Source organism: Streptomyces sp. NPDC127197, assembly GCF_042672405.1.
Classification (GTDB): Bacteria; Actinomycetota; Actinomycetes; order Streptomycetales; family Streptomycetaceae; genus Streptomyces; species Streptomyces flavusporus.
The window spans coordinates 213,415-229,064 of sequence record NZ_JBHXVG010000014.1 but is presented as its reverse complement, the minus strand read 5'-3'; the positions used below and the strand labels follow the sequence as shown (position 1 = coordinate 229,064).

Genomic DNA, 15,650 nt, shown 5'->3' with positions numbered 1-15,650 from the left:
CTCCCCAACTACTTTTTCTGGCGCTGTGGGGGGGTTGGTTTTTTTTTTAACCCCGCCGGGGGGGGGGGGGGGGCGGGCCGGGGGGGGGGCGGCCCCCCCCCCCCCCCCGCCCCCCCCCCGCGGCTGGTGGAACGCACCTCCTTCTCGGGCGGCCCGGTTGGGACCCGGCGGGATGGAGTTGGACGCCGTACTTGAGCAGCGCGAGGCGCACCGTGGCCAGGCTCGTTCCTTCGCGGTCCGCGATGTCCTGGAGCGACAGGTGGTCTTGCTCGTACCAGGTGCGCCATTGTCCGATGCGGGTGGCCGTGTGCTGAGTGCGGCGGGCATTCGCTCGGCACGCCGACACTTTCCCGTGGATCTGGTCGCCACAGATGCTCGACGAGTGGATGGGCGATCTGCGGGCGGTCCGTGGGCTGAAGCGCTCCACGCTGCGCAACTATCAAGGTGCCGTGCACTCGTTCTGCGAGTTCGTCATCGACCCCGCCTACGGTTGGGCGGCGACCTGCGAAGAGCGTTTCGGCACCCACCCCATACAGGTCGTGCACGAGTGGAACGCCGCGGTGCACATGGAGGATGCCGAAGCCGACGCAGCGAAGAGGCCCTTCACCCAGGACGAGTTGCAGGCGTTCTTCGACTACGCCGACGACCAGGTCACGAAGGTTCGCGGCCGGGGCCGCAAGGGCTGGCTGCCCGCGTTCCGTGACGCGGTGCTCTTCAAGACCGCGTACGCCTTCGGTCTGCGCCGCAACGAGACCCGGATGCTGGATACGGTCGACTTCGGCCGCAACCCCGAGGGCCCGGAGTTCGGCGACTACGGCGTCTGCTACATCCGCCACGGCAAGGCGAAGAAGGGCTCGCCCCCGAAGCGCCGCAGCGTGCTGACGGTCTGGGACTGGTCAGCGGAGATCCTCCAGCAGTGGAACGAGGAGGTCCGACCGCTGTTCGCCACTTCCGGCGCCGGGGCTCTGTGGCCCTCGGAACGCTCGGCCCGCATCGGCTTCTCCCAGATGAACACCCGCTTCGCTGCCTACCGGGACGCGCTCGGCCTGGACGAGGGACTGGACTTCCACTCCTTTCGAAGGTCGTACGTGACCCACCTGATCGAGGACGGCTGGGATACCCGGTTCGTCCAGGAGCAAGTCGGTCACGACTACGCGTCCACGACCGCGATCTACACCTGCGTATCCTCCGACTTCCCCACCCGCAGCCTGCGCAGAGCGCTGGACGCGACGATGGAGGCCGCCCTGCGGCCGGCAAGGAGAGCCTGATGAAGCGCCAGGTCAGCTACCAGTGGCGGCTGCGCGAGGTGATGGCCACGCGCGGCATCTTCGTCGCCTCCGACCTGTCGCCGCTACTGGCCGACCGCGGCATCGAGCTGTCCTCGGTCCAGGTCTGGCGGCTGGTCACCCAGATCCCCGAGCGGCTGTCCCTGCCCGTCCTCGCCGCCCTCTGCGACATCCTCGACGTCACTCCCGCCGAGTTGATCGCCACCAAGGCGGAGAATGCGGCCCCGCGCCGCACCGCCGCCTCCGGCGGCGCCGACGTGGTCGACCTCGCGGCCACGGTCCGTCCCAAGCGGGCCCGGGTCCGCCCGGAGAAATGAGCCGCACCCGGCTCCGGCCCGAGGACCTGTTCTGCGCGCGCTGTCACCGGGCCGTCCGGCTTGGAGCCGCCCACTGGCCCGAGGGCTACCTTTGCGCCGCCTGCTACGACCACGCGCTGGAGACCTACGGGCCGTGCGTCGGCTGCGGCGCCGACCGGCTCACCCCTGGCATCGCACCAGACGGCGGCCGGTGGTGCACCGACTGCGCGGGCGGCCTGGGTGAGTTCCACTGCGAACGCTGCGGCCGGGAGGCACGCCGCTACCTGCGCGGAGTATGCGGGAACTGTGTTCTGGCCGAGCGGTTGGAAGAGCTCCTGGACGACGGCGCCGGCCGCGTCCGGCCCGAGCTCGTGCCGTTCTTCGACGAGGTCCGGTCCGTGCCCCGTCCCAAGGCAACGCTGACCTGGGTCGGCAAACCGCACGTCCAGAAGATCCTGCGCGTCCTCGCCTGCGGGGAAGTGCCCCTCACCCACGAGGGATTGAGCACGCTGTCGCCCTGACGGTCGGTCGCCCACGTCCGTGACCTGCTCATGCACACCGGCGTCCTGCCGCACCACGACCGGCACCTCTTGCTGTTCGAACGCCGGCTGCCCGAATGGCTCGACACCATCGAGGACGTCGAACACCGTCAGCTCCTGAACCGCTTCGCCACCTGGCATCTCCTGCACAAGCTCCGGGCCACCGCGGTCAAGCGGCCCCTCGGCCCCGGAGCCGTCAGATCCGCCCGCACCCAGCTCATCCAGGCAGCCGCCTTCCTCACCTGGCTCGCCGAACGGGACCGCACCGTCGGCGAGTGCACCCAGGCCGACCTCGACGCCTGGTTCGCTCAGGACGCCACCGCCCGCCGCGTCGTCCAAGCGTTCCTGCGCTGGAGCATGGGCCACCAGGTCATGCCCCGGTTGAAGGTCCCCACGATCCGCACGGAGAACCCGACCCCGATCAGCCAGCACCACCGCATCGCCCTGATTCGCAAGATCATGACCAGCGACGATCTCCCGCTCATGGAACGGATCGCGGCTGCCCTGATCCTCCTCTATGCCCAGCCCATCCGTCGGCTCGTCCGACTCACCGTTCACGACGTCCAGCACGTCGGCGACCAGGTCGCGCTCCTCCTCGGTGACCCGCCCACACCAGTTCCCGAGCCTTTCACCGAGCTACTACTCGGCTACATACGTGACGGACGCCCGAACCGGCCAGGCGGCACTCTTCCCGCCAGCGACTGGCTCTTTCCCGGACGCCGGGCCGGACAGCCAATGGACCCCGCCACCCTCGGCAGACGGCTCACTGCCGCAGGGATCCCCACCCTCCACGGCCGGACCGCCACCTGCGGCAACTCGTCCTACAGGCTCCGCCGTCGGTCGTCGCAGAGATGCTCGGTTACCACACCGTCCACACCGAGGCCGTCGCCGCCCAAGCCGGAGGCACCTGGAAGAAGTACGCCCCCGGTGACCACACTCGGTGACCTCACAGGCCGTCAGCTACTGGAACACCGACCACTCGATCACAGACTCCTACCGATATCAGACCCCGTCCTCACCGAAGGTGGCCACGGCGAGGTCCACCACGCGGCATCGTGAGCGAGACGGTCGACGCAGGAGCCGCGCTCCGGTCGTGGTCAGTAACATTGAACGCTCACGCAGCGTGACGAAGTGCACCATCCGTTCGAGGGGTCGGACGGAAGCGCGGGGCGACCGGCGGGCGGCCGACGGCATGTCCTACGGTTTCCGGAAGGTGCCCGGAGCTTTTCCGGGCGTACAGCCAGGGAGGTGGGGATGGTGGCCGGGGAAGGCGCTCAGCGCAAGACAGGCACGCGGAGCCCGGAGGGGGCGCCGAAGGTGACGATCACCGAGATCGCGCGGGAGGCCGGGGTGTCCGTGCCGACCGTCTCACGGGTCGTCAACGGGCGCTCGGACGTTTCGCCCGCCACCCGTGCCCGGGTCGAGGACCTGCTGCACCGGCACGGCTACCGTCGCCGCCCGGCCGCGTCCGGCACCCGGGCGGTCCTGCTCGACCTCGTCTTCAACGATCTGGACAGCCCCTGGGCCGTCGAGATCATCCGGGGCGTCGAGGAGGTCGCGCACGAGGCCGGTGTGGGCACGGTGCTCTCCGCCATCCACGACCGGGCGGGGTCCGCGCGGCAGTGGATGACCAATCTGCGGGCCCGCCCGTCCGACGGCGTGATCCTCGTGACCTCGGTGCTCGAGCCGGGGATCCACGACGAACTGCGCCGACTGGGTGTGCCGTTGGTGGTGATCGACCCGGCCGGTTCGCCGGTCACCGAGGCGCCGACCGTGGGCGCCACCAACTGGACGGGCGGGATGGCCGCGACCGAGCATCTGCTCCAGCTCGGACACCGCAGGATCGGGTTCATCGAGGGACCGCCCAGGCTGCTGTGCTCGCGCGCCCGGCTCGACGGCTACCGCGCGGCGCTCGACGTGGCCGGAGTGGCGGTCGACAACGCCCTGACCGTGCCCGGTGACTTCTACCACGAGTCCGGATTCACCGGCGCGGGACAGCTCTTGGACCTCGACGAACCGCCGACCGCGATCTTCGCGGCGAGCGACCAGATGGCGCTCGGAGCGATCGAGGCGCTGCGGCGGCGCGGGCTTCGGGTGCCGGAGGACATGAGCATCGTCGGCTTCGACGACCTGCCCGAGGTGCGCTGGTGCGCGCCTCCGCTGACGACGGTTCGCCAACCCCTCTCCGACATGGGCAAGTTGGCCGCCAGGATGCTCCTCGACCTCGCGCGTGGCGTCGAGCCGGCCTCGCCGCGAGTGGAGCTGGCGACCGAGCTGGTGGTCCGCGCGAGCACCGCACCGCCACGCCGCGCATAACGGAAGATAACGCTCCGGGGGTGTCGACGGCCTTTTTTGTCAAGGCCGTTGACACCCCCCTTGCATGCCCGTAACTTCCATGGCCATCTCCGCATAGTTATCGGAAATTTTCCGGAAGGTGTGCCATGTCAGCCTCCGCTCGAGCCGTCACTTCCGTATTCGGCGCCTCGTCCTCCTCCTCCTTCTCCCGCCGCCAGTTCCTGGGGACCGCCTCGGCGGTGGGCCTGGGGGCGGCCGGCCTGTCCGCCTGTTCGGACTCGGGGTCCTCCAACACCGACAGCCAGGGCCGGACCGTCGTGGAATGGTGGAACATCCAGACCACGGAGCCGTCGAAGAGTGTCTGGCCCGAGCGGGCGAAGGCGTTCGAGGCCGCGCACCCCGATGTGCGCATCAAGCTCGTGACGATGGAGAACGATGCCTACAAGTCGAAGATGACGGCGCTGACCAGTTCCGGAAAGCTGCCGGACATCTACCACACGTGGGGCGGTGGCGTTCTCAAGCAGCAGATCGACGCAGGCCTGGTGGAGGACCTCACGTCCTCCATCAGCTCCGTGACCGACACCCTCGTGCCGGCGTCGGTCAAGGCGTACCAATTCGACGGGAAGACGTACGCCGTGCCCTTCGACATCGGCGCCGTCGGGTTCTGGTACAACAAGGCCCTGTTCGCCGAGGCCGGGATCCAGGCACCGCCCGCCACCTGGGCCGACTACCTCGACACGGTCAAGAAGCTGAAGAGCGCCGGAATCACCCCCATCGCCCTCGCGGGCAAGGAGAAGTGGCCCGGCATGTACTACTGGGCGTACCTGGCCATGCGGATCGCCGGGATCGACGGCATGCAGGCGGCCGCCGACGCCAAGGACTTCACCGGCGACGACTTCGTCAAGGCGGGCGAGCACCTCAAGGAACTCGTCGCGCTCCAGCCGTTCCAGAAGGGCTTCCTCGGCGCCGCGTACTCCACGCCCACCGGCGAGGCGGCCGCGATGGGCAACGGCAAGGCGGCGATGGAGCTGATGGGCCAGTGGGCGCCCGTCGTCCAGGCCGACGCGGGCAAGGGCATCGGCAAGGACCTCGGGTTCTTCCCGTTCCCCGCCGTCGCCGGAGGCAAGGGCGCGCAGACCGACGTGTTCGGCGGAGGCGGCGGCTACGCGGTGCGCAAGGGCGCGCCCAAGGCCGCCGTGGACTTCCTGAAGTTCTTCATGTCGGCCGAGTCCGACCGCATTCTTGTGTCGAAGGGCTCGATGATGCCCGTCGTCGAGGACGCCACGAGCGCCCTGACCGATCCCAACCTCAAGCTCGTCTCCGACGCCCTCGGCGAGGCGACCGGCTTCCAGCTCTACCTCGACCAGGCGTACCCGCCCGCCGTCGGCCAGGAGATCAACGACTCGGTGGCCGCCCTGATCGCCGGATCCAAGTCGCCCGAGCAGGTGGCCCGTTCGGTCACCCAGGTCGCGAAGAGCCAGTGACCGCCATGGCTTCCACGTACGTGAAGGACCCCGCGACCGCCCCCGCTCCACCGAAGCAGCCGGACGCCGGGGCGGGCCGGTCGCGGGCCCGGCGGATCGTCGACTGGCTGACCGCCTTCAGCTTCACCCTGCCCGCCCTGCTCCTGTTCGGCGTGCTGGTGCTCGCCCCGATCCTGTACGCCCTGTACGTCAGCCTGTTCAACTGGGGCGGCTTCGGCTCCCCTTCGGACTACGTGGGTCTCGACAACTACAGCCGGCTCCTGCGTGATCCGGTCTTCCTGGGCGACCTGTGGCGCGGGCTGCTGCTCGTGCTGTTCTCGGTGGGCGTGCAGCTGCCGTTCGCGCTCGGCATGGCCGTGCTGCTCAACCAGAAGCTGCGCGGCCGGGCCCTGTACCGGACCTTGTTCTTCGCCCCGTACGTCCTGTCCGAGGTCATCACCGGCGTCCTGTTCTCGATGATCTTCGCGCCGGAGGACGGGCTCGCCGACAACGTGCTCGGCTCGGTCGGCCTCGACGGCCTGGGCGGATTGTGGTTCGCCGACCAGGACCACGTACTGCCGACCCTGTTCCTCGTCATGACGTGGAAGTACTTCGGCTTCCACATGATGCTGTACCTGGCCGGACTGCAGGGCATTCCCGCCGAACTGCACGAGGCGGCCCGCATCGACGGCGCGGGCCCTTGGCAGCGCTTCCGCCACATCACCCTGCCGCTGCTGGGACCGACGATCCGCATCAGCGTGTTCCTCTCCGTGATCGGCGCCATCCAGCTCTTCGACCTGGTGTGGGTGGTCACGCAGGGCGGCCCCGACCACCACTCCGAGACCATGGCCGTGACCATGTTCCAGTACGGCTTCAAGCGCTTCGAGATCGGCTACGCCAGCGCGATCAGCATCGGCATGTTCCTCATCAGCCTCGTCTTCGCCCTCATCTACCAGCGCTCCGTGCTGCGTCGCGACACCGAAGGAGCCCTCACCACCATGCGAGCCTCCCGATGAGCGCGGGCACGCGCAGAAGGCTGCGCTCCGCACCGCTGTACGCGATCGTGTGGCTGGTCGGCGTCGTCATGGTCACGCCGCTGCTGTACGCGTTCGTGTCCGGGTTCAAGTCCACCGATCAGCTCTCCCGCAACACCTTCGGCCTGCCCTCGCCGTGGGTGGCGTCCAACTACACCGATGTGCTCGCCTCCGGATCGTTCTGGCGCATGCTGGGCTCGTCCACGCTGATCGCGGTCGGCACGGCCGTACTGACCGTGGGCACCGCGGCCCTCGCCGCCTTCGCGCTGGCCCGATTCGCCTTCCGGGGCCGGGAGTTGCTCTTCACCCTGTTCACGGCGGGGCTGATGTTCCCGTTCGCCGTGGCGATCCTGCCGCTGTTCGTCCTGTTGCGCACCTTCGGGCTGCTCGACAACCCATGGGGCGTGATCCTGCCGCAGGCGGCGTTCGGCCTGCCCATGACCATCGTCATCCTGCGCGGCTTCTTCCGGGAGATCCCCGGAGAGCTGGAGGAGGCGGCCACCCTCGACGGCTGCTCGGCGTTCGGCTTCTTCTGGCGGATCCTGCTGCCCATGGCGCGGCCCGCCCTCGGCACCGTGTCGATCCTCGCCATCGTCGGAAGCTGGAACAACTTCCTTCTTCCGCTGCTGGTGTTCAGTGACCAGACCTGGTGGACGATCCCCATCGGCGTCCAGCAGTTCCAGGGCCAGTACGCCACCGACATCGCCCGCGTCTTCGCCTATCTCGTCCTCGCCATGGTGCCGGCCCTCGCCTTCTACGCCGTCGCCGAACGGCAGTTGATCGGCGGCATCACGATGGGCGCCACCAAGGGCTGAGTCCCGCGCAGGCCACCCCCTTACCAGCACCACCCTTAAGGAGTTCCATGGTCGAGCCATGGCAGGACACCACCCTGCCCGCCCACGTCCGGGCGGCGGACCTGCTCGCCCGGATGACCACCGAGGAGAAGACCGCCCAGCTGTCCAGCGTCTGGATCGGTGCCGACACCGAGGGGACCGACGTCGCACCGGGCCAGCACACCTACGCGGCCCGCAGCGCCGCCCTCGACGCGCTTCTTCCCTACGGCCTGGGCCAGCTCACCCGGCCCTTCGGCACCGTTCCCGTCGACCCCGCCGAGGGCGCCGCCCGCCTCGCCGGACTGCAACGCCAGATCCGCGACGGCAACCGGTTCGCGCTGCCCGCGATCGCCCACGACGAGTGCCTGACCGGGTTCACCGCCTGGCAGGCCACCGTCTTCCCCACGCCGCTCGCCTGGGGCGCCACCTTCGACCCCGAGCTGATCACCGAGATGGCCCGGGCGATCGGTACGTCGATGCGCGCCGTCGGCGTTCACCAGGGCCTCGCCCCGGTCCTGGACGTCGTACGGGATCCGCGGTGGGGCCGCACCGAGGAGTGCATCGGCGAGGACCCGTACCTCGTCGGCACCATCGGCACCGCCTACGTGCGGGGCCTCGAGACCGCCGGGATCGTCGCCACGCTCAAGCACTTCGCCGGGTACTCGGCCTCGCGCGCCGCCCGTAACCACGCGCCCGCCTCGCTCGGCCCGCGCGAACTCGCCGACGTGATCCTGCCGCCGTTCGAGATGGCGGTGCGCGACGGCGGCGCCCGATCCGTGATGCCCGCCTACAACGACATCGACGGCCTTCCCGCCCACGCCCACCCCCAGCTGCTCACCCGGCTCCTGCGCGAACAGTGGGGCTTCACCGGCACCGTGGTCTCGGACTACTACGGCGTCTCACTCCTTGAGGAAGCGCACCGGCTCGCCGACGGAGAGGACCAGTGCGCACGGATCGCTCTCGCGGCAGGGGTCGACGTGGAACTGCCGGCGGCCCGCTGCTTCAGCCCTGCGGACCCGCTCCCAGAGGACCTGCTCGACCGGGCCGCGCTGCGCGTCCTCACACAGAAGTGCGAACTGGGGCTGCTCGACCCCGACTGGGAGCCCGTCACGGGCGGCGCGCCCGTCGACTTCAACCCCCCGCACATGCGGGATCTGGCACAGAAGGTCGCCGAGGAGTCGGTCGTCCTGCTGGCCAACGACTCCGGCGTGCTGCCGCTGCGCGACGGCCTGCGCATCGCGCTGCTCGGTCCGCTCGCCGACGAGCAGGCCTCGATGCTGGGCTGCTACACGTTTCCCCGGCACGTGGGCGTGCACCATCCCGAACTGCCGACCGGGGTCGAGGTGCCGACGCTCGCCGAGGCGCTGCGCGCCGAGCTGCCGGGCGCCGTGTTCGTCGACGATCCGGCGGCGGCCGAGGTCTGCCTGGCAGTGGTCGGGGACCGGTCGGGTCTGTTCGGGCGCGGCTCGTCGGGCGAGGGATGCGACGCGGAGGACTTGCGACTGCCCTACGGACAGGGAGAGGTGTTGGACGAGGCGCTGGCCTCCGGCGTGCCGGTCGTCATCGTCGTACTCAGCGGAAGGCCCTACGCGCTCGGCCGCTGGGCCGACCGGGCAGTCGCCGTGGTCCAGGCGTTCTTCCCCGGGCAGGAAGGCGGCGGCGCTGTCGCCGGCGTCCTGTCCGGGCGTGTGGAGCCGTCCGGACGGCTGCCGCTCGGCGTGCCGCGCACCCCTGGCGGCCAGCCCGCGCCCTACCTCGCCCCGCCGCTCGGCCGGCACGGCTTCCCCAGCACCGTGGACCCGACGCCCCTCTACCCCTTCGGGCACGGCCTGTCCTACACGACGTTCGCCTGGGACACCCCCCAGTGCGACGCCCCCGAACTGCCCACCGACGGCGAGACCACGCTGCGGCTCACCGTCCGCAACACCGGCGAGCGGCCCGGCACCGAGGTCGTCCAGCTCTACCTCCACGACCCCGTCGGCACCGTCGCCCGCCCCGAGATCCGGCTCGTCGGCTACGTCCGCGTCACGCTCGAGGCCGGCGCGTCCGCCGAGGTCCACGCCACGTTCCCGGCCGACCTCGCCGCGTACACCGGCGCCGACGGCCGCCGCGTCGTCGAACCGGGCGCCCTGGAACTGCGCGTTGCGGCATCCAGTGAACACGTCCACCACACAGTGCCACTAACCCTTACCGGCCCCGTACGCGAGGTAGGGCACGAGCGGCGGATGCGCTGCGAGCTTCGTGTGAAGTGACCCCACAGACCAGCTCCGCGCACAGCAACTGCACCGTCCCGTTACACAGTTGAGGAGATGCACCATGCGCACACCCGCACGCCGTTTCCGCGTCGGATCCGCCGCGCTCGCCGCGTCCGCGGCCCTGCTGCTCGGCCTCGCCGGAGCGCCCACCGCCCAGGCCGGCACCGACGGCGCGAAGGCGACGAAGACGCTGCACGAACTGGCCCGCGAGTCCGGTCGCTACTTCGGCGCCGCCGTCGACAACCCGGAGCTCGCCGACACCGAGTTCGCCGACCTGCTCGGCACCGAGTTCGGCCAGACGACCCCGGGCAACGGCATGAAGTGGTACGCCACGGAACCCCAGCGCGGTGTCTTCGACTTCACCGCGGGCGACGAGATCGTGAACTACGCCCGCGCGAACGGCCTGAAGGTCCGCGGGCACACTCTGCTGTGGCACTCCCAGCTCCCGGACTGGCTCACCTCCGGCACCTGGACCGCCGACGAACTGCGCTCCATCCTGAAGAACCACATCACGAAGGTGGTGAAGCACTACAAGGGCAAGGTCTTCGCGTGGGACGTCGCCAACGAGATCATGAACGAGGACGGCACCTACCGCGAGAACATCTTCTACAAGACCCTCGGCCCCGGCTACATCGCCGACGCCCTGCGCTGGGCTCGCGCCGCCGACCCCAAGGTCAAGCTGTACCTCAACGACTACAACGTCGAGGCCCTCGGCCCGAAGTCTGATGCGTACTACACCCTGATCAAGCGGCTCAAGACGGACCGGGTCCCGATCGACGGGTTCGGCCTGCAGGGCCATCTCGCCCTGCAGTACGGGTTTCCCGGCGGCCTGAAGGAGAACCTGCAGCGCTTCGCCGACCTCGGCGTCGACGTCGCCATCACCGAACTCGACATCCGCATGATCCTGCCCACCGACGAGACCAGGCTCGCCGAACAGGCCGACTGGTACGGGCAGGTGACCGATGCTTGCCTGGCTGTACGGCGCTGTGTGGGCATCACACTGTGGGGCTACACGGACCGGCACTCGTGGATCCCCGCGGTCTTTCCCGGTGAGGGAGCGGCCCTGCCCTGGGACGAGAACCTGAGGCACAAGCCCGCCTACGACGCGATCCGCAACGCGCTCACGGCGGCCGGGTCGTAGGCGTCAGGGCTGCTTCGCCCGGCCCGCCCGAACGTCACACGGGCCCGCGCCGATTCGCGGCGGCATGTCTGTCGGACTCCTGTAGGCGTCGCCGCCGGAGGTACGACACGACCGTGAGACCGGTCTCGGCGCGGATCACGCGTGCCAGGTGCGTGGCAGGGCGCCGCCGCGGCCGTGGGTGTGGTTCACCCGCATCGCCCGGGCCTGCCCGGGGGCGAGCGTGGGGTGGCAGCGGCATCGGGCCTGGATGGAGGTCTTCTCGTCCGCGCTGATGACGTACTCGTCCGCGCCGAGCGGCCGCCCCCGCCAGGTGCGCGCGTACAGGCCCAGCACACGCTCGGCCTTGGCGCGGAAGTCGGGGTCGGTGATGAAGATCCAGGAGCGGTACTGCCAGGGCTTGAGCGCGTCCTGGTCCAGCCGGCGGCGCACGGTGGAGGCCGACACGGCCGGGGCGATGCCCCGCTGCATGGCCTCGCGGGCCAACTCCGGTCACGATCAGCGCGCCAGCGGGGCGCCGGTCTCGGCGGGCAGTTGGCAGGCCAGCGCCTTGACCAGGGCGGCCTGCAGCGCGGTGAACGAGGACGGTCGACCGAGGCGCGGGCGGTCGGCCAGCCCGGACATACCCTCTTCGGCGAACCGGCCCCGCCAGGTCCGCACGGTGTCCACGTGCAGACCCGTCTCGCGGGCGATGCGCGCGTTGGAGCGGCCCCGTGCCGCGTGGAGCACAACATGCGCCCGCGTCCGGCTCTGGTGGGGAGTCTTTCGGCCGTAGGCCATCTTTCTCAGCCGGTGCCTCTGCGAGGCGGTCAGCGATATCGGGCAGGCGGCGGCAAGGGGCAAGGCCGGCAGGCCGATCAGCAGAAGTGGATCTTACCGGCTGGAGCCTGCCGCACCACTGACGCCGGAGACCAGGCAGGATGACCCGTGCCCACCGTGCCGGAGTCGACCAAGGCCTCCCTCGCCCAGAAGCTGACCGCGCGAGCCCGTACCGCCTGGCCCAAGCTCGCCGGCCTGGACGTCCGCTACCGCGGTCAGTTCGCCTACGTCGACGGCGAACTTGCCGACGGCGAGTCAAAACTCATGCGTCTGCGCTTTGGCGGCTCCGCCAGCACCTGGGGCTTCGCCCTCTACCTCGCCGGCACCGACAAGTACGAAGACACCATCCTGCCCACCGGCAGCTTCGTCGGCACTCCCGAAGAAGCCCTGGACTGTGCCTGCGGCCTCTACTTCACCGCCCCGGCATCTGAGCCCGGATCCGCCATCGTTGATCTCGACTACGGCGACAGGAGCACACCCGTGACAGGCGCGATGTCCTTCCTGCTCGAACGCCTGCATGCGGCCGGCCTGACCGACGTCGTCGCGGCCGAGCCAGCCACTGGAGGCCTCGCCGCGACCGCAGGGCTCGCGCGCCGCGGTGACGGCACGTCGGTGTTCGTCAAGGCGTTCGGCGAGCCGCCGTCGGACGACACCTTCGCCGCGGAGGCCGAAGGGCTCACCGTGCTGCGCGAGGCGGGCGGCCTCGCCACGCCCGAGATCATCCTCGCGGACCGCGACTTGCTCGTGCTGTCCGTGCTGCAGCCCCGGCCGGGCACCGAGACCTTCTGGGAGCAGCTCGCGCATGCGCTCGCCCACCTGCACACCACCACGCGGTACCCCCGATTCGGGTGGCACCGGGACAACTGGCTGGGCCGTCGTCGGCAGGTCAACACCTGGGATGACGACGGGTTCGAGTTCTTCGCCCAGCACCGTCTGCTGCGCTGGCTCGGCGAGCGGCGCGTCCACGAGGCGCTCGATGCCGCGGACCGGGCGGCGCTGGAGCGGCTGTGCGACCGGCTGCCCGAGCTGCTGCCGGTCAGGCCCGCGTGCCTGACGCACGGCGACCTGTGGGCGCTGAACGTCATGGCCACCCCCGACGGGCGGCCCGCGCTGATCGACCCGGCCGTGTCGTACACGTGGGCCGAGGTCGACCTGGCCCACTTGTGGACGACGGCGCCGCCGCCCGAGGCGCACGTGTTCTTCAAGCTGTACGCCGAGCTGACCGGGCTCGACCGCGACTGGCGCGAACGCATGCCGATCCTCCAGCTACGCCAGCACCTGGCCGTGATCGCCCAGTTCGATCCCGACTGGGGCGCCGCCGATCTCGTGCGCGCCACGCTCGCCCCGTTCCGGCAGCGACCCTGAGCGCAGCTGAGTAGACGCCAGACACGACACCGACTCCGGAGTCAACCCCCGAAGGACTTACGGAGCCGACCACTTAGTACTCCAGTCTCACTTCGCGATCTTGTGGTGGGCCCGGCTGAGAACGGGTACGGCCACCGCGTGATCATCGGGGGTTGTGTGGACTCCTGAAGATCGTGCGGTGGCCGCAGGCCATAGCGTAGACCCTGCCCGCCGGCGGGCGATGTTCGACCAGGCCATGGCCCGAATCGCGGGACGGTTCGGGCGGGTTGAGCCACGGGCCACCGCCCGCGCCTATCTGCTCGGGCTGCTGTCGAGTGTCGAGCACAAGAACTGCCGGCAGATGGCCGAGCAGGCCGGTCACGCCCGGCCCGGGCCGATGCAGCGCCTGCTGCGCTACGCCCGCTGGGACGCCGATGCCGTCCGTGACGACCTGCGCGCCTACGCCGCCGACCACCTCGGCACCGACGGCGCGGTGCTGATCGTGGACGAGACCGGCTTCGTGAAGAAAGGCACCGCCTCGGCGGGAGTGCAGCGGCAGTACACCGGCACCGCGGGACGCATCGAAAACTCCCAGGTCGGCGTCTTCCTCGCCCTGGCCACCGACCGGGGGCGTGCGTTGATCGACCGTCGGCTCTACCTGCCCGAGCATTCCTGGTGCACCGACCCCGAGCGCCGCCGCGAGGCCCGAATACCCGAGAAGGTGCAGCTCGCGACCAAGCCTCGTCTGGCCGGGGAGATGATCGCCGCCACGCTGGACGCCGGCATCACCGCTTCCTGGGTGACCGGTGGCGAAGCTTACGGCCAGGACCCTCACCTACGGCCTGTCCTGGAAGCACGCGGCATCGGCTATGTGCTGGCCGTCGCCTGCTCCACCCGGGTGCGGATCAACCAGGGCCGCACCCTTGTCCGCGCGGACACCGTCGCCGGCCGTCCGCCACGGCCTGGCAACGGCACAGCGCCGGCAACGGGGCGAAGGGCCCGTGCTACTACGGCTGGGCCTGGGTTCACATCGGCAGCGACAGCCACCGTCACCTGCTGATCCGCCGCAACCTGACCACCGGCGAGCTCGCCTTCTACCTGTGCTGGTCACCCACCACGGTGACGCTGGCCGAACTGGTCCGCGTGGCCGGCACCCGCTGGAGCATCGAGGAGTGCTTCCCGGCCGCCAAAAGCCACGTCGGCCTCGACCACTACCAAGTCCGGCACTGGACCTCATGGCACCGGCACATCACCCTCGCCATGCTCGCCCTGGCCTTCCTGACCGCCGTCGCCGCCAGCGCGGCCCCCGACCGGCCCACCGATCCGCGCCACTCGACCCACAGCAGCGACCCGGCCCCCTTGACCGTCCCGGAGATCCGCCACCTGCTCACCGCCGTGTTCAACCCACCGGCCGTGACCGCAGGCAGACTGCTGCACTGGTCCACCTGGCGCAGACGCCACCAGGCAACTGCCCGACGCAGCCACCACCAAAGGAGATCCCTCGACGAACCTGCTGGATAGGCCACGAAACCGCACTGGAGTACTAGAGCGTCCATCAGTGGGTCCGGGTTGTCGTGCGTGGCCTCGGCCTGTTCGGGGTTGGAGTAGCGGATGCGCAGCGCGCGCAGGCCGGCCCGGTCGGCGTCAACCCCCGGGCCGATCCCGCCGCAGGACCTCGGTCGCCGCCCTGTGCTGCTACAAACCGGGCGTGGAAAGCCGTCTCATCCACCGGCCCCGCAACCACCTCCTCTTCAAAGGCGCACGCAAGAGCTTCTCCTGGCAGGACTACCGCGATCTGCTGGTCCGCGCACACATCCAGCTCGGCGGCCCGATCGTGGTGGTCCGGGACAATCTCAACACCCATCTGGCGGCCGGGCTGAAACGGTACGAGGCCGAGCACGACTGGCTCACCACCGTCCGCCTCCCGCCCTATGCGCCCGACCTGAACCCCGTCGAGGCCCTCTGGTCACTGGTACGCAGAGCTATGGCCAACACCGCCTTCGGCACACCCGACCACCTCGACCGTGTGCTCCGCCGGGAGTTACGCAGGATCCAGCTCCTGCCACACCTGATCGACGGCTGCCTCACTGCCACCGGCCTGGCTATGAACCCACCCACCCCATCCTGAAACCGCAGTAGCAAGCGCCACCGGCGGCGGCACCGCGTTACGGGGTGACCCTCGGGCTGGTGAGCGTTGCCCGCCCCCGCGCTCCGTCGCCGTATGAGCGCTGACGTTGTCGCGTGACCCGGGCGGGGGGGGGCCGCCCCCCCCCCCCCCCCCCCCCCCCCCCAAACGAACCCCCCAACGGGAACACCCCCCCCCCAGCCCGGGTAACAAAACCCCCCAC

General features: G+C 70.1%; 14 protein-coding genes and 1 pseudogene. 13 read left to right on the top strand and 2 right to left on the bottom strand.

Going from position 1 to position 15,650, the window contains the following annotated elements:
- Window positions 1–371 precede the first annotated feature (371 nt).
- From ACFVJQ_RS23240 to ACFVJQ_RS23195, 10 genes are all read left to right on the top strand, one after another.
- Window positions 372–1,268, top strand: a complete 897-nt coding sequence (locus tag ACFVJQ_RS23240) for a tyrosine-type recombinase/integrase (protein ID WP_385786399.1) — start codon at window positions 372–374, stop codon at window positions 1,266–1,268.
- Entirely contained in the window at window positions 1,268–1,603 is a 336-nt protein-coding gene (locus ACFVJQ_RS23235; RefSeq protein WP_385508765.1) for a helix-turn-helix domain-containing protein, read from the top strand. The genes ACFVJQ_RS23240 and ACFVJQ_RS23235 overlap by 1 nt, the downstream gene beginning before the upstream one ends.
- A complete protein-coding gene (locus ACFVJQ_RS23230) occupies window positions 1,600–2,103 on the top strand; it encodes a hypothetical protein (RefSeq protein ID WP_385786396.1) in 504 nt (167 codons plus the stop codon). Before ACFVJQ_RS23235 ends, ACFVJQ_RS23230 begins: the two co-directional genes overlap by 4 nt.
- Window positions 2,104–2,133: 30 nt before the next feature.
- Entirely contained in the window at window positions 2,134–3,180 is a 1,047-nt protein-coding gene (locus ACFVJQ_RS23225) for a hypothetical protein (RefSeq protein WP_385786393.1), read from the top strand.
- 195 nt (window positions 3,181–3,375) lie between these two features.
- Window positions 3,376–4,437 carry a LacI family DNA-binding transcriptional regulator gene (locus ACFVJQ_RS23220; protein WP_385508762.1) on the top strand — a complete coding sequence of 354 codons (1,062 nt, stop codon included), beginning with the start codon at window positions 3,376–3,378 and terminating at the stop codon, window positions 4,435–4,437.
- Between the two features lie 125 nt (window positions 4,438–4,562).
- Window positions 4,563–5,900: an extracellular solute-binding protein gene (locus tag ACFVJQ_RS23215; protein WP_385786390.1), complete on the top strand. Its 1,338-nt coding sequence runs from the start codon at window positions 4,563–4,565 to the stop codon at window positions 5,898–5,900.
- Window positions 5,901–5,905: 5 nt separating this feature from the next.
- A complete protein-coding gene (locus tag ACFVJQ_RS23210; RefSeq protein ID WP_385786387.1) occupies window positions 5,906–6,895 on the top strand; it encodes a carbohydrate ABC transporter permease in 990 nt (329 codons plus the stop codon).
- Window positions 6,892–7,728 (top strand): carbohydrate ABC transporter permease, encoded by an 837-nt coding sequence (locus ACFVJQ_RS23205; RefSeq protein ID WP_385786385.1) that lies wholly within the window; start codon window positions 6,892–6,894, stop codon window positions 7,726–7,728. Before ACFVJQ_RS23210 ends, ACFVJQ_RS23205 begins: the two co-directional genes overlap by 4 nt.
- Before the next feature lie 47 nt (window positions 7,729–7,775).
- Complete coding sequence (locus ACFVJQ_RS23200; protein WP_385786382.1) at window positions 7,776–9,998, top strand: glycoside hydrolase family 3 N-terminal domain-containing protein; 2,223 nt, start codon at window positions 7,776–7,778, stop codon at window positions 9,996–9,998.
- 64 nt (window positions 9,999–10,062) lie between these two features.
- Entirely contained in the window at window positions 10,063–11,142 is a 1,080-nt protein-coding gene (locus tag ACFVJQ_RS23195; protein ID WP_385786379.1) for an endo-1,4-beta-xylanase, read from the top strand.
- A gap of 135 nt (window positions 11,143–11,277) precedes the next feature.
- Here ACFVJQ_RS23195 and ACFVJQ_RS23190 read toward each other — a convergent pair whose 3' ends face one another.
- Window positions 11,278–11,625, bottom strand: coding sequence for a hypothetical protein (locus ACFVJQ_RS23190; RefSeq protein WP_385786376.1), 348 nt, complete (start codon window positions 11,623–11,625; stop codon window positions 11,278–11,280).
- 12 nt (window positions 11,626–11,637) lie between these two features.
- Window positions 11,638–11,919 (bottom strand): helix-turn-helix domain-containing protein, encoded by a 282-nt coding sequence (locus ACFVJQ_RS23185; RefSeq protein WP_385786373.1) that lies wholly within the window; start codon window positions 11,917–11,919, stop codon window positions 11,638–11,640.
- A 147-nt stretch (window positions 11,920–12,066) separates the two neighbouring features.
- Between ACFVJQ_RS23185 and ACFVJQ_RS23180 the strand changes: the two genes are divergently transcribed.
- The 3 genes and pseudogenes from ACFVJQ_RS23180 to ACFVJQ_RS23170 all read left to right on the top strand — a co-directional run bounded on the left by ACFVJQ_RS23180 (window position 12,067) and on the right by ACFVJQ_RS23170 (window position 15,430).
- Entirely contained in the window at window positions 12,067–13,323 is a 1,257-nt protein-coding gene (locus ACFVJQ_RS23180) for a fructosamine kinase family protein (RefSeq protein ID WP_385508754.1), read from the top strand.
- Between the two features lie 220 nt (window positions 13,324–13,543).
- A pseudogene (locus tag ACFVJQ_RS23175) lies at window positions 13,544–14,823 on the top strand (IS701 family transposase).
- A 166-nt stretch (window positions 14,824–14,989) separates the two neighbouring features.
- Entirely contained in the window at window positions 14,990–15,430 is a 441-nt protein-coding gene (locus tag ACFVJQ_RS23170) for a transposase (RefSeq protein WP_385786411.1), read from the top strand.
- Window positions 15,431–15,650 lie beyond the last annotated feature (220 nt).